At 60.2% G+C, this 13,727-nt stretch carries 17 protein-coding genes; 3 read left to right on the top strand and 14 right to left on the bottom strand.

Going from position 1 to position 13,727, the window contains the following annotated elements; all coding sequences use genetic code 11:
- Nucleotides 1–313 precede the first annotated feature (313 nt).
- From HJC00_RS30435 to HJC00_RS30415, 5 genes are read right to left on the bottom strand one after another with little or no spacing between them, the layout of a single operon-like run.
- The gene (locus tag HJC00_RS30435; RefSeq protein ID WP_221165082.1) at nucleotides 314–1,471 is read right to left on the bottom strand and encodes a glutathionylspermidine synthase family protein; all 1,158 of its coding nucleotides are present in this window, start codon (nucleotides 1,469–1,471) and stop codon (nucleotides 314–316) included.
- 1 nt (nucleotide 1,472) lies between these two features.
- Entirely contained in the window at nucleotides 1,473–2,069 is a 597-nt protein-coding gene (locus HJC00_RS30430) for a DUF1190 domain-containing protein (protein ID WP_210631940.1), read from the bottom strand.
- Nucleotides 2,070–2,080: 11 nt separating this feature from the next.
- Nucleotides 2,081–2,482, bottom strand: coding sequence for a DUF350 domain-containing protein (locus tag HJC00_RS30425; protein WP_210631939.1), 402 nt, complete (start codon nucleotides 2,480–2,482; stop codon nucleotides 2,081–2,083).
- Between the two features lie 33 nt (nucleotides 2,483–2,515).
- Entirely contained in the window at nucleotides 2,516–3,175 is a 660-nt protein-coding gene (locus HJC00_RS30420) for a YjfK family protein (protein WP_210631938.1), read from the bottom strand.
- Entirely contained in the window at nucleotides 3,172–4,227 is a 1,056-nt protein-coding gene (locus tag HJC00_RS30415) for an ion channel (RefSeq protein WP_210631937.1), read from the bottom strand. Before HJC00_RS30415 ends, HJC00_RS30420 begins: the two co-directional genes overlap by 4 nt.
- Nucleotides 4,228–4,331: 104 nt before the next feature.
- Between HJC00_RS30415 and HJC00_RS30410 the strand changes: the two genes are divergently transcribed.
- The 3 genes from HJC00_RS30410 (at nucleotide 4,332) to HJC00_RS30400 (ending at nucleotide 6,513) form a co-directional block, all read left to right on the top strand.
- A complete protein-coding gene (locus tag HJC00_RS30410; protein WP_210631936.1) occupies nucleotides 4,332–4,778 on the top strand; it encodes a YjfI family protein in 447 nt (148 codons plus the stop codon).
- The gene (locus HJC00_RS30405) at nucleotides 4,775–5,509 is read left to right on the top strand and encodes a PspA/IM30 family protein (protein ID WP_210631935.1); all 735 of its coding nucleotides are present in this window, start codon (nucleotides 4,775–4,777) and stop codon (nucleotides 5,507–5,509) included. The genes HJC00_RS30410 and HJC00_RS30405 overlap by 4 nt, the downstream gene beginning before the upstream one ends.
- A 341-nt stretch (nucleotides 5,510–5,850) precedes the next feature.
- The gene (locus HJC00_RS30400) at nucleotides 5,851–6,513 is read left to right on the top strand and encodes a metal-binding protein ZinT (RefSeq protein ID WP_221165081.1); all 663 of its coding nucleotides are present in this window, start codon (nucleotides 5,851–5,853) and stop codon (nucleotides 6,511–6,513) included.
- Here the strand turns inward: HJC00_RS30400 and HJC00_RS30395 are convergent, their stop codons facing one another.
- The 9 genes from HJC00_RS30395 to HJC00_RS30355 all read right to left on the bottom strand — a co-directional run bounded on the left by HJC00_RS30395 (nucleotide 6,514) and on the right by HJC00_RS30355 (nucleotide 13,588).
- Nucleotides 6,514–7,239: an amino acid ABC transporter ATP-binding protein gene (locus HJC00_RS30395; RefSeq protein WP_210631934.1), complete on the bottom strand. Its 726-nt coding sequence runs from the start codon at nucleotides 7,237–7,239 to the stop codon at nucleotides 6,514–6,516.
- Entirely contained in the window at nucleotides 7,217–7,876 is a 660-nt protein-coding gene (locus tag HJC00_RS30390) for an amino acid ABC transporter permease (protein WP_184456575.1), read from the bottom strand. The genes HJC00_RS30395 and HJC00_RS30390 overlap by 23 nt, the downstream gene beginning before the upstream one ends.
- The gene (locus HJC00_RS30385; protein WP_210631932.1) at nucleotides 7,873–8,544 is read right to left on the bottom strand and encodes an amino acid ABC transporter permease; all 672 of its coding nucleotides are present in this window, start codon (nucleotides 8,542–8,544) and stop codon (nucleotides 7,873–7,875) included. Before HJC00_RS30385 ends, HJC00_RS30390 begins: the two co-directional genes overlap by 4 nt.
- Nucleotides 8,545–8,620: 76 nt before the next feature.
- Complete coding sequence (locus HJC00_RS30380) at nucleotides 8,621–9,406, bottom strand: transporter substrate-binding domain-containing protein (RefSeq protein WP_221156723.1); 786 nt, start codon at nucleotides 9,404–9,406, stop codon at nucleotides 8,621–8,623.
- Nucleotides 9,407–9,410: 4 nt separating this feature from the next.
- A complete protein-coding gene (locus HJC00_RS30375) occupies nucleotides 9,411–10,160 on the bottom strand; it encodes a GntR family transcriptional regulator (RefSeq protein ID WP_210631930.1) in 750 nt (249 codons plus the stop codon).
- Between the two features lie 315 nt (nucleotides 10,161–10,475).
- Entirely contained in the window at nucleotides 10,476–11,246 is a 771-nt protein-coding gene (locus tag HJC00_RS30370) for an amino acid ABC transporter ATP-binding protein (protein WP_221124568.1), read from the bottom strand.
- A 12-nt stretch (nucleotides 11,247–11,258) separates the two neighbouring features.
- A complete protein-coding gene (locus tag HJC00_RS30365; RefSeq protein ID WP_085781604.1) occupies nucleotides 11,259–11,918 on the bottom strand; it encodes an amino acid ABC transporter permease in 660 nt (219 codons plus the stop codon).
- A 5-nt stretch (nucleotides 11,919–11,923) separates the two neighbouring features.
- A complete protein-coding gene (locus HJC00_RS30360; protein WP_221124574.1) occupies nucleotides 11,924–12,586 on the bottom strand; it encodes an amino acid ABC transporter permease in 663 nt (220 codons plus the stop codon).
- A gap of 162 nt (nucleotides 12,587–12,748) precedes the next feature.
- Nucleotides 12,749–13,588, bottom strand: coding sequence for a transporter substrate-binding domain-containing protein (locus HJC00_RS30355; protein WP_210631927.1), 840 nt, complete (start codon nucleotides 13,586–13,588; stop codon nucleotides 12,749–12,751).
- Nucleotides 13,589–13,727 lie beyond the last annotated feature (139 nt).

The following is a 13,727-nucleotide window of genomic DNA, read 5'->3' as shown; positions in this document are numbered from 1 at the left end:
TTGGGATACCGGATGGCAGCCAGGGAAATGGTTATCAGAAGTGTGGCCGCAAGCCCGGCCGGCGGACGGACTTCATGAACGATCCGGAGGTGATTGCCAAACGACAGAAGGCGCTGGCGCGGATGGAGGCTGCGGAATGAATGGTGAGGGACATAGTCTCAAAGCTAAAGCCGAAGGGGTGCGTCCTACCCGCCCCCGCTCCTCCCTGCAACCCGGCCCAGCCGGTCGGATCGGGGGCTGATCTCCCTGCCCTGTAGTAGCCTTTAAGCCCTTGTTGCATTTACATTAGAAGTCACACGGGAATTGTAGCGAATCATTCCATTATGACGTGTGGCACGAAACGTGATAGATTGGCCGTTATACGCGCGCGGTCTTCGCGAACGGCAAGACCGCAGGCGCGATCACCGGCAACCCAGCTGCCGAGCACAGCAAAGCCGTTATCGCTTTCGAAAAGCGGGGCATAGGCCTGGATAACGAAGCCTTCCTCGCCGTAATCGCCCGGTGCGGAAAACGCTTCCCGCCCATCTCGAAAAATTGTGACGTTCTCGCCTTCTCGCGACAAGAGTGGTTTGCGCACGTAGTCGGTCAAGGTCGAAGCCGCCGGGTCGTCGGTGAAATAACTCGGCAGCAGGTTGGGGTGATTGGGGTGGCGCTGCCAGAGCAGCGGCAGAAGCCCCTTGTTGGAGAGCACGGCCTTCCAGGCGGGCTCGACGAAAACATCGCCCGAGCGGGCAAGTTCGCGCGCGAAAGGCTCGCGCAGCATGAATTCCCATGGGTAGAGTTTGAAGCAGCGGTCGATCACCCGATCCTTGAGGTCGGTGTAGCGGCCCTGCGCATCGATGCCGATCTCCCGAATGTCCAGAAGCTCGACGCGATGGCCGGCCTGCACCGCACAATCCATGAGGTAGACCGTCGTGCCGCGATCCTCCTCATTGTCGGTTATCGCGGCGAAATGGAAGATGGGCTCCTTGGGAAATTGATCGAACGCCTCGACAAGACTTTCCTGCAGGAAATTATACTGGTCCGCATCTTTGGGCAGAACACCCAAAGCGATCTGATCGGTCAGCCAGTTGAACTGGAAATAGGCCGTCTCGAACGCCGAGGTCGGGGTATCGGCGTTGTATTCGAGTAGCTTGGCCGGGCCATTGCCATCATAAGCAAGATCGAAACGGCCGTAGAGGTGCCGGTCGCGGCGCTGCCAGGACCGCTGCACTACATCACGCAGGTCCGCCGGAATGGCCAGCCTGTCGAGTGCCTCTTCGCTGCTCACGATCTCGCCGACCAGATCCATGCACATATCGTGCAGTTCCTGGCTCGGCTGTTCGATCTGCTTCTCGATCTCCTCGAGCGTGAACGTATAGGCGGCATCGTCGAGCCAGTAGGGCTCGCCATACATGACGTGGAATCCGAAGCCGACGGCCTGCGCCTTGTCACGCCAGTCAGGACGCGGCGGGAGGGTGATGCGTTTCATGTCATCCGCCGAAACTAAAGGACGAACGGCCGCCGAAGCCTTGCCGGGCAACGGTGCGGGTATTGACGTTGACCGGCTTGACACTCTGGCGCGCGGGCACAGTCACGCTGTCGCCACCCGAGCGAACGGTGGTTGTGACCGTCTGCCCAGAGCGGTTGCGATAAATCGGCGTCGAGCCATAATAGGAGCCATTCGCCTCCTGGCGCCGGCGATAGTCGTAATAGTCGCCGATATTGTTGAGTGCCGAAGACAGCATGTAGCCCGCCAGGAACGGCACGAAGAAGCTGCCGCCTCCGCCGGTATTGTTGTTGGTGACGGTATTGGCCGGCTGTTCGGTGCACTGGCCCTTGCCGTATTCGGCCTCGCAGGCGGCCATGCCGTTGAAACGCGGCGCGGTGGCGAGATGGGCGCGCATCGCATCCTGATAGCTGGCTTGGCAGACCTGCCGGTCCATGCCCGCAGCCACGCATTGGTCGACGGACGTGAACATTATATCCGAAGGGGCCTCCTCGCCGCACCCGGACAGCGCCAGTGTCGAGGCGGCGATGGTGCCAAGGGCCAGCAAAGGTCGCCTGTGCCCGCTCATACGTCTGCGCATTTTTCCCTCCCTCAATAGGTCATGCAGGCAGCGTTGAGCAGACCGATGACGAGCGCTATTCCGCCGCCCCACAGGCCCGCCGCGATATCACCGGCAGTGATTTTTTCATGCAGGTCCTTCATGGTGAAGTTCGCGATGTAGAAAGCAAGGATCTGCGCCAGAGTGCCTATCACCGCCCATATGATGTAATCGATGACGCTGACGGAATTGGCTGCGGCGGAAGCCAGAGGCAAGCTGAAACCGACAAGCGCGCCTAAGAACGCGGTGACGGCAGCAAGATTGCCCGCCCGGATCAGTTGGACCTCCTGTTGCGGCGTCAACCAGGTGTAGATCACCGCGAAAACGCCGTAGGCGGCGAGCCCGATGGCGAAATAACCAAGGAAAGCAGGCAGGCCCGCCACGTAGTCGAGCATCGAAAAAGTCCTCCGTTGAAATTGATAGGTCCCTCAGACGCGACGAACGTCGGCCGGAGCCAATCCATAACCGATCAGAAATTCCACCGAGCTGCCCGCCTGGCTCTGCCCAAAATCGAGGTCGCGCTCGACATTGATCAGTAGCATTTCGCGCGTCGAGCCAAGCGGGCGGTAATACAGCATGCAGGTCTGATGGATGGAGCGCTGCGTTTCACCATCGCTGACCTTTTCAACAAATTCCACCAATTGCGCCCGTTCCGGACCGTCGCCCCAGAACCGGTTATAGAGGATCCCGTCAGCATCATAGGATGGCTGGCCGATCAGGCCGCCCGGCCCGGTCCAGCGGTTCCATTCGCTCTGGCCGACGGGCACGACGCTGTCCCAAGGCTGATAAAAGCTGATGTCGTCGATCGCCTCACCCGGCTTACCCGACGCCGACATCACCTGAATCATCCGGTTTTCTTCATCGTAGTAGCGCGACAGAACCGTCGCGGCGTCGAGCGAAACCTCACCGTAGCCGGCAATGATGAACGGCCCGCTTCGCGGCAGCGGCATGGCAGGCTCGCCGCCCAAAGCATCGGCTTCGAGCGAGAGGAAATCGATCTCGAGCGCCCCGCCGATGGCCGCACTCAAGGGGCCGAGTTCTTCGGGTAAGGCCCCCTCGCTCTTGTTTCCGCCGAACCAGCCGATCATGTCACGTCTCCCATTCGAGCCCAGGCTATGGCAGCGGGATCTAGCCGAATTTCGCTGATGTAGTAAAGCGTCTCGCCGCCCCGCATCAGCGTCTCGTCCCGGCAATTAAGGTCCGTTACGCCGTGGCTCAGCATGCCGACGAGCGTCACATGGTGCCGACGCTTGAGGCTTAAAAACATGTCGCCATAGGAGAGCGGTGCGTGCAAGGCCGGCACCGCCAGGGAAAAGGCCGTGTCGGTGGAGGCAGCCGACAACAGCCGTGCGGCGATTTCCGAAGAACCCGGATCACGTGCGGAACGCGACAGAAGCTCCTCGGCGAGGGAACCCACCGCCTCGACACGCGGCCGACGCTGCTTGACCATCTGTGCTGTGCGGTCGTCGGCGAAATAGGCGACGATATGGGCATTGGGCGCATGATCCTCGGCGATCAGCACCGCGGCCAGCGTTTCATCGTCATTTGCGCCGCGGGCGATGACTGCCCGCGCCTGGGCCACTCCGGCCCGCAACAAAGCGTCGGCATCGGCAAGCCGTTCCGTGCGGACGTAGTCGGCATAATTGCTGGCGGGATTTTCCGGCAGATCCTTGGCGACCAGAACCGTCATCGGTTCGTTGGCATGCCGTTCGGAGTGCAGCAGCCGTAACGTCTGGTATGTCTGCCCCTCTTGCCATCCCAAAACGACGATATGACCGGTGCGTTCGCTGTAATCACCCAATCCGCGCATGCGATTTCTCCAAATCGTACCGATCGCTGTCAACAACTTGCCAAGAACAGCGGTAAAGATGGCGATGCCACCGGGCAGAACGACCAGGACGGTAATGATCCGGCCGAGGCCCGATTTTGGGGAAAGATCGCCATAACCGACAGTCGTTGCCGTAATCATGTAATAGTAAAGAAAGTCGACCGGGTTGCCGACGAGATCGCCTTCCCCGGCCAGCATAAAGAGCAAATAGGAAGTAACCAGATGCACAACGAGGATAACAAGAAGGGCTGACCACGCCAATTCGCCGAGCGACAGATATACACGCCGCAGTAATGAAGCGATAAATGGCAAGCGATTCGCCCCCGTTGCTGACCCCTACCCTACCGAAATTTATTTCGCGCGCTAGACCTTTAAGTTGTAAACCGATTACCCAGATATTTGCGACGCTCTAACCGATGGAGGACTTTTTGGAGACCTGGAGCCTTACCACTTTAACGCGCCTGTTCGCAGCCGACCCGGAAGCGCTGGGCGATGTGGATGTAGCCGTACCGGAACATGGGGACGTTATCTGCGTAACTCTCAAGGAAAGAGGCGATCTCGACGTCTTCGTCGCGGTGAGCGGAGAGCGCGATATTCTTGTCAGCGTTGTCCTGGTGCCATGCAAGGACGTGCCCAAGCGGGAGGCCTTCGAACGGATGGTTCTCAAGACGCACAAGTTCGTGCCGCTGTCGAGCTTCGGCATCACCACGATTGACGGTGAGGAATGGTACGAATTGTTCGGCTCGCTGTCGGCACGTTCGTCGGCCGAAACCGTGGTCGAGGAAGTCGCCATTCTGGCTGCCAATGCGGTCGACGCCGCACACATGATTGAAGAATGGAAAAGCGGGGAGATTGCAGCGTGAGCACCTGGGGAAAGATTTTCACCGCCATTCGCGGCGGCATTAACGAGGCAGCGGAAGCGGCCGCCGACAGCCAGTCGATGCGCATTCTCGACCAGGAAATCCGCGATGCCGAACAGTCGCTGCGCCGGGCGCGATCCGATCTGGCCGGTATCATGGCGTCGAACAAGAGCGTCATGCGCCGGCTTGAAGAAAACCGCGCGAAGGAAGCCAAGGACACCGACAGCGCCCGCGCGGCGATCTCAGCGGGCCGCACGGATCTGGCGCAGGGTCTCGCTCAGCGCATTGCCAACATTCGCGCCGAAACGCAGCGAGACCAGGAAGAGCTCGACCGGCTGCTGCCCCGCCAGCAGCAGATGCTGCGCACGATCCAGGAAACCGAATCGCGGATCGCTCAGATGAAACGCGAGGTGGAGAATGTCAAAGCCAACGAGTCGCTGCTGCGCGCTCAGTCGGCGATTGCCCATAACCAGTCGGGCATCAATACCCGTCTCGGCAGCGCCGTCCAAAGTCTCGAACGCATCAAGAAGCGCCAGGAAATGACGGCCGGGCGCATCGAGGCCGGCGCGGAACTGGCCGCGCTGGAAAACGGCAGCGATCTCGACCGTCAGCTGCGCGAGGCCGGCATTGGCGGTTCCCGTGAATCGGCGGACGACATCCTTGCACAGTTGATGGCACCAAAGCATTCGGCCGAGCCCGTCCTGCTCCCGCCGCCCGCTGGCAACAAGGACTGAGAATACCCGGAGCGGCCGCCCTGTCGGAGAGATCGAAGACAGAGCGGCCGCACGCCGAACTCTGACGTTGCAGCCGGCCAAGCCCGCGCTCGCCGACCGCGCCCATGACACCAGCACGATCCCGGGTTTCGGCATCGATGCGGGTTGAACCGGAGCTCTTGCAGCGACGGGCGCCTCCCGAATTCACTTGAATGTCATGCATTTGAATGGTCATCGAGGCGATGCGCATCGGCGATTTCCGCCTTGCGCTTGCCGTCAAAGCACGCTAATTGGCCACTGTTATGTTATTACATCACTGGACGGGCACAAGCCGTGCCGGCCAGTCAGAAGGGTTTCAGCGAATGAACAAGGCGATCACAACACTCAGCTACGCACTGGCTGTATCCGCAACATTGACTTTTGCAGGAATGGCAGGCGCTGAGACATCTTCGGGAAACAATCACAGCCACAGCCATTCCCACGATAAACAGGGGTCGGTGTATGATGGGTATTTCGACGACGATCAGGTAAAGGCGCGTGAACTGTCGGACTGGGAGGACGACTGGCAGTCCGTCTACCCCTTTCTTGTCGACGGAACCTTGGATCCGGTGATGGCCGACAAGGCGAGACATGGCGATAAGAGCGCCGGAGAATATCGTGCCTACTACGACACGGGATACAAGACCGACGTCGACCGGATCGTCATCAACGGAAAGAAGGTTACCTTTTTCCGTGGCAAGGACTCCGTCAGCGGAGACTACGAGACGGATGGCCGCGAAATCCTCACCTATAAGAAGGGTAATCGAGGGGTTCGTTTCATCTTCAGGAAAAGCGCCGGCGATGACGCCGCACCGCAGTTCATTCAGTTCAGCGACCACCTCGTCGCCCCTGAGAAGGCGGATCACTACCATCTCTATTGGGGCAACGACCGTGCCGCACTACTGAACGAGGTCACCAACTGGCCGACCTATTACCCATCGAGCCTGAATGGGAAACAGATCGCCGAGGAGATGCTGAGCCACTGACTAGCTGACACCGAGAAAGTGCCTGAGCTCGGCAGTTTGCGGATCGGCGAAGACATCCTCCGGCCGACCGGCTTCATGGACACGGCCCTGATGCATGAAGACGACGCGGCTGCAGACGTCGCGGGCGAACCGCATCTCGTGCGTGACCATCAGCAGCGTCATTCCCTCGGCGGCAAGTTCGCGCACGACGGCCAGAACTTCGGCGACCAGTTCCGGATCGAGCGCCGATGTGATCTCGTCGCAAAGAAGGGCGGTCGGCTGCATGGCGAGCGCGCGGGCGATGGCGACGCGCTGCTGTTGTCCGCCCGAGAGCTCGTCCGGATAGGCATCGAACCTGTGGCCCAGACCTACCCGCTCCAGCATCCTGCGGGCGGTCGCCTCCGCTTCGGCCTTGGGTGTCTTTTTGACCACCGTCTGCGACAGCATGACGTTGCCGCCGGCAGTCAGATGCGGGAAAAGATTGAATTGCTGAAAGATCATGCCGACCTTCAGACGCAGCGCCTTCAGATGAACTTCGTCATCGAGAAGCTGTGCGCCGGCCACGGAGATGGAACCGTCGGTGATGGTCTCCAGGCCATTGATGCAGCGAAGCAGGGTCGATTTGCCCGAGCCGCTCTTGCCGATAATGGCAATGACCTCGCCAGGCTCGACATTCAGATTGATGCCTTTCAGCACCTCGTTGGATCCGTAGCTCTTGCGGACGTCAGTGATTTCGATGAGCGACATTGAGTTTTCTCTCCAGGATCTGGCTGCTTTTCGACAAGGGCCAGCAAAGGGCGAAATAGATGAGCGCCACGAGCCCATAGACGGTGAAGGGCTGGAAGGTGGCGTTGGTGACCACGGTGCCGGCCTTCGACAATTCGACGAAGCCGATGATCGAGGTCAGCGCCGTGCCCTTGATGATCTGAACGGAGAAACCGACGGTCGGCGGTATGGCGATCCTCAGCGCCTGTGGAAGAATGACGTAGCGCATCTGCTGCAGACGGCCCATGCCGAGGCTGGCGGAGGCTTCCCATTGCCCCTTCGCAACCGCTTCGACGCAGCCCCGCCAGATCTCGGTGAGAAAGGCGGCGCTCCATAGGATCAGCGCCAATCCCGCCGCAAGCCAGGCCGGCACGTCTATTCCGAAGAGGCCGAGACCGAAAAAGGCGATGAAGAGCTGCATCAGCAGCGGCGTACCCTGGAAGAGCTCGATATAATATTTCGCAAACGCCCGGCCGGCCTTGCGCCTGCTGATGCGCAGGAACAGCAGGCCCAAGCCGACCAGGCTGCCGCCGACGAACGAGACGAGCGAAAGGAGGATCGTCCAGCGGGTGGCAAGCAGCAGATTGCGCAGAATGTCCCAGAGCGTGAACGTGATCATCGTGCTGCTCTCCTCGGGAAAATGAACCAGCCGATCAGGCCCAGCACCTGCCGGAGCAGGATCGCCAGCGCGAGATAGATTGATGTCGAGACGATGTAGGCCTCGAAGGCTCGAAAGGTTCGCGATTGTATGAAATTCGCGGCGAAGGTCAGATCCTCGGCGGCGATCTGCGATACGACCGCCGAGCCGAGCATGACGATGACCACTTGCGACGACAGCGCTGGCCAGATGCGCTGCAGCGACGGCACGAGAACGACATGGCGGAAAGTCTCGAAGCGCGTCATGGCGAGGCTCTCGCCTGCCTCGAACTGGCCTTTCGGCGTCGCCTGGATGCCGGCGCGGATAATCTCGCAGCTATAGGCGCCAAGGTTGACGACCATCGCAAGATTGGCGGCTGTCAATTCGGAAAGGTGGAGGCCGAGCGACGGCAGACCGAAGAAGATGAAGAAAAGCTGGATCAGGAACGGGGTGTTGCGGATCAGTTCCACATAGGCCGCAGCGACCGGCTTCAGCCAGACCGGGCCAAGCGCCCGCACCCAAGCGCAGACGATGCCGAGCGAAATGCCGAGCACACCACCGATCGCGATAAGCTCCAGGGTGATCAGCACACCCTTGATGATCTCGGGATAATATTGAAGCAGCCAGCCGAATTCGAAATGGTAGCTCAAGGAATGTCCCCTCTCGCGGTGACGGAGCGCATGTCATCCCGCGGCCGCAGGAGACATGCGCGAGACCCTGGTTTCCTTAAAGATCGGACGGCAGATCGGCACCGAGCCACTTCTGCGATATCGCATTCAAGCTGCCATCGGCTTTGGCGGCGGCGACAATGCCGTTCACCTTCTCCAGAAGCGCGGATTGTTCCTTGTTGAGGCCGATGTAGCAGGGCGAGTTCTTGATCAGAAACTTCAGCTCAGGGCGCTTGGGAGGGTTTTTGGCGAGGATCGCAGCCGCCACAACGTTGCCGGTAGCAATGATGTCGACCTGGCCGGAGAGGAACGCCGAGATGGTGCCGTTATTGTCCTCGTAACGCTTGATCGTCGCATCGGCCGGCGCGATCTTCGTCAGTTCGAGATCCTCCACGGCGCCGCGTGTGACGCCGATGCTCTTGCCCGCGAGATCTTCCGCCTTGGCGACCGAAAGATCGGCCGGACCGAACACGCCGTTGAAGAAGGGCGCGTAGGCGACCGAGAAATCGATCACCTTTTCGCGCTCCGCATTCTTGCCGAGGCTCGATATGACGAGATCGACCTTGTTCGTCTGCAGATAGGGGACGCGGTTGGCGCTCGTGACCGGCACAAGTTCGGCTTTGACGCCAAGCTTTTGGGCAATGAGATTGGCCATGTCGATATCGTAGCCCACCGGCGCCATATCGATGCCGACACTGCCGAAAGGCGGGAAATCCTGCGGGACTGCGACACGCAACGTACCGCGCGCCGTAATGTCGGCAAGAGCATCGGCGTGAGACGGCGAGTTGAAGCTGAAGGTCGCGGCGAGAGCCGCGATTGCGAAGAAGATCCGTCTGGTCAGCATGTGTTCATTGCTCCTTTGATGGTGTGATTTTTGGGTCTGACGGCTGGGAGATGGAGAACGCGGCCTTAGGCGGAAGCGACAGGGAATTGCGCAGATCCGAAAGCGGATCCGGACGCGCCGTGAGGTCGAGGCCCATCTCCACTTCATCAAGATGTTCGACGGAGAGCTCCGCGGCTCTGACGAAATCCCCTGCCTGCATGGCCTCGAAAATACGGCAGTGCCCCTCATGGGACTGCGCCGCATGAAATTCGGATTGATAGAGCATCGAAATGAGGATCGTCCTTGCGGTCAGGTCGCGCAGGATGTCGACGATGATCGTGTTGCCGCTCAATTCCGCAATGCGGATATGGAAATCGCCCATCAAATAGGTCAGGCGCTGGCGGTCGCCCGCCGCCATCGCGTTCCGCTCCGCGTTCAGATGGGCGTCGAGAGCCTTGCGTCCCTCCTCCGTCAGCACGCCCATGCTGCGCAGCAATCCGGCCTCGACGACACGCCTTGCATCATAGACGGCGATCGCATCCTCAGCGGAGGGCTCGACGACGAACCAGCCGCGCCGGGGGCTGACATGCACGATGCCGCGTGTCTCCAGACGCATCATGGCTTCACGGACGCGGGTTCGGGACACGCCGAAGAGCGCCGCCAGCTGATTTTCGCCAAGACGCGTGCCCGGCCGAATCTTGGCAGAAAGGATCCCGGAGACGATCGTTGCCTCAATGGATTTCTGCGTGGTCTCGGATGCGTGGCTATCTTGCATACAAGACAGGAAGCAAAGCTCGTGCCAAAATTTTGCGCCGAGGATTTCCAAGATGCCTGGGATGCTCCGAGCAAAATTTGCCCGCCAGGCATGCAGACTGACTGTAATTTATGCGGGGCTGCCCCTCCCCCGCATCGGCCTGTCACCGATGCCGGGGCAAGTTCATAGGCCCGACCGACTTGCCCCCGACCCTGCGGATCGGGACCGGGGCAACGCTTTGCCAGTCGTCGTCAATCGATCGTGCGCGCCAACACCTGCGGCGTCGAAGACAACCCTATCCCGCGTGACGGGGCAAACCCATCGCCGTCGCCGGTTTTAGTGGAAGCTCGAGGTTTTGAGAAATTCCGCCAACCGTTCGGTTTTCGGGCGCACGAACATTTCCTTCGGATCGCCCTCCTCGCAGATGACGCCCTGGTTCATGAAGATTACGCGCGACGAAACCTCGTAGGCGAAACGCATTTCATGGGTGACGAGCAGCATGGTCATGCCATCGGCAGCAAGCCCCTTGATCACCTGCAGGACTTCGCCCACCAATTCCGGATCGAGCGCGGAGGTCACTTCGTCGAACAGCATCAGCCGCGGCGACATGGCGATTGCGCGGGCAATCGCAACACGCTGCTGCTGGCCGCCGGAGAGCTGACCGGGATAATGGTTGGCGCGGGCGGCGAGGCCGACCCGTTCGAGCCATTTTTCGGCAATGATGCGGGCTTCCGGTTTCGTCATCTTCTTCACCTTGACGAGGCCGAGCATGACGTTTTCGGCAGCACTCATATGCGGGAAGAGATTGAACTGCTGAAAAGCCATGCCGGTCAGGGCACGCTGACGGGCAATCTCCTTCTCGCTCTTGCGCCGGCGCGTCGCGCCGTCGACGTGATAGCCGATCTCCTCGCCGTCGAGGCGGATCGTGCCGCCCTGGAATTCCTCGAGCATGTTGACGCAGCGCAGCAAGGTGGTCTTGCCGGAGCCTGAGGAGCCGATGATGGAGATGACCTCGCCTTCCTGAACGGCGCAATCGACCCCCTTGAGAACTTCGTGGATACCGTAAGTCTTGCGCAGACCCTTGATGTCGAGAATGGTCTTGGCCATCGGAAAGTCTCCTCAGGACGGCAGGGCGGTCTTGCGCTCGACGTATTTGCCGAAGTGCTCGATGCCGTAGTTGACGATGAAATAGAGACCGCCGGCCAGAAAATAGAACTGGAGGCTCATGAAATTGCGGGAGATGATCTCCTGCGTGCGCAGGAGAAGCTCGGCGACGCCGATGACGGAGAGCAGCGTCGAGGCCTTCACCATCTCGGCCGCCGTATTCACCCAGGCCGGCAGACACTGGCGCATGGCCTGCGGCCACAGCACCGAGGTGAAAGTCTGGGTAAAGGTCAGACCGATCGCCTTGGCCGCTTCGGTCTGGCCCTTCGGGATCGCCTGAAGCGCTCCGCGCACGATTTCGCCGACATGGGAAGAGCAGAAAACGGCAAGGGCGAGGACGCCGGCGGAGAACGGTCCGAGATCGAGACCGACCGCGGCGGAGACATAATAGCTTGCCAGTACGAGCACGAGCACCGGTGTGCCGCGGATGATATCCGTATAGGCACGCACGAGGAGACGTAAGACGATGCCGCCGTAAACCAGCGCCAGACCGACAAAAACACCGAGCACGGAGCCCGCGAGAATGGCCAGCAGCGAGATCGACACCGTCATGGCAATGCCGTTCATGATGACGTAGCGGGCGATCCAGAGTTGTTCGAGAAAGGTGTGAGACATCGGGACTATCTCGGCAGGGCCAGACGGCGCTCGACGAGGCGCATCAAGGCGGCGATGAGGAAACAGGTGGCGACATAGAGGGCTGATGTAACCATCCATGTTTCGATGACGCGGAAACTCTCGACATTGATCTTGCGGGCGGCAAAGGTCAGCTCGGGCACAGCGATGGCAGCGGCAAGCGAGGTGTCCTTGAAGAGCGAGATTATCGTCGAGGATAGCGATGGCAGCACGTTGCGCAGCATCAGCGGTGCGATGATCGAGCTGCGGATCTGCATTGCCGTCAGGCCGATGGCAAGGCCGGCTTCCGTCAACCCTCTCGGGATCGACAGCAGTCCGGCACGGAACACCTCGGCCAGATAGGCCCCAGAATAGAGCGAAAGAACCAGCACGAAGCTTTTCATCTTGTCGAGGCGCAAGCCCATCTGCGGCAGCGCGAAAAAGGCGAAAAGCACCAGAACGAGAATCGGCAGGTTGCGAATGACGGTGACATAGCCGCGCGCCGGCACGAGCGCGAAGCGGCTCCTCGACGTCAGCGCGAAAGCCATCACAAGACCGATTGCGGCCCCGATCAGGATCGAGATCGCGGCAAGGCCGAGGCTGAGGGCAAGTCCGCTTAAGAGAAAGTCGAAATTGCGCCAGACGGCAGCGAAGTTCAGTGTGTAACCCATGCGGGTCCTTTCAGACCAGAGCATGCCGCCGAGCCTGTGAGCGGGCCGGACGACGTCATCTCCAATCATTCGATCCAGAAGCGGACTGAGATCTTAGCCAGACCTAGACCGAGATCATCCTGTTCCAGCGGAGCGGGAGCAAGCTCCCGCCCCGCACCGCGGTCACTTGAATTCGACGGGGAAACCGATCTGCGGCGGCGCCAGATCCTTACCGAACCAGGTCTTGAAGGATTTGGCATAGAAGTCGAACTCGACACCGGTCATCGCTTCGTGAAGAGCGGTGTTGACGAAGTTCAGCCAATCCTGATCACCGCGCTTGACGGCGCAGGCATAGGTCTGTGGGTTCCAGCCGTAGCCGGCATCCTTGTAGCGGCCCTGGTTCTGCGTCATGTACCAGGCGAGCGACGACTGGTCCGTGGCGGCGGCATCGGCACGCCCCGACTCCAGCGCCTGATAGATCAGGTCGACGGATTCATACTGGTCGACGGTCGCCTCCGGCAATGCGGCGTGCACCATAGCTTCGGCGTATACGTTCTGGAGAACCGAGATGGTGACCGAGGAGCCGGCAGCCTTCAGAGCGGCATAATCAGCGTATTTTCCATCCGCCTTGAGCATCAGGCCGACGCCCTCACGATAATAGGGAATGGTGAAGGCGACCTGCTGGGCGCGTTCGCCCGTAACGGTCATGAACTGGCAGGTGATGTCGACCTTATCGGTGGTGATGTTCGGAATGCGGGCGTCCGACGACTGGTTGACAAATTCGATCTTATCCGGATCGCCGAACAGGGCCTTGGCGACAATGTGGCCCATGTCGACATCGAAGCCCTGAAGCTTGTCGTCCGCGCTCTTGAAGTGCCAGGGCGCATTGGTGCTGCCCGTGCCGAGCACGAGATGGCCGCGGGCCAGCACCTCGTCGAGCTTGCTGCCCTCGGCAAGCACAGGCGTCGACACCAGGGCGGCGACGGCCAGCGACATCAGGCCGGCGCGAAAGGAAATGATCATGGCGTTCCCCTTGTAGATGTTTCGATGATCCAATATACTGGACATGTGTCTATTTTATTGGATTTCAATATCAAGTGCCATCGGCGGTGAATTGTCAATGGGGCATGCCGAAAAAACGCGCAGCAGAGTGCTTGGCGGT

The sequence above is a fragment of the Rhizobium sp. NLR22b genome, assembly GCF_019685295.1.
GTDB lineage: Bacteria > Pseudomonadota > Alphaproteobacteria > Rhizobiales > Rhizobiaceae > Rhizobium.
The sequence above is the reverse complement of the archived record's forward strand: the minus strand, read 5'-3'. Positions and strand labels throughout refer to the sequence as shown.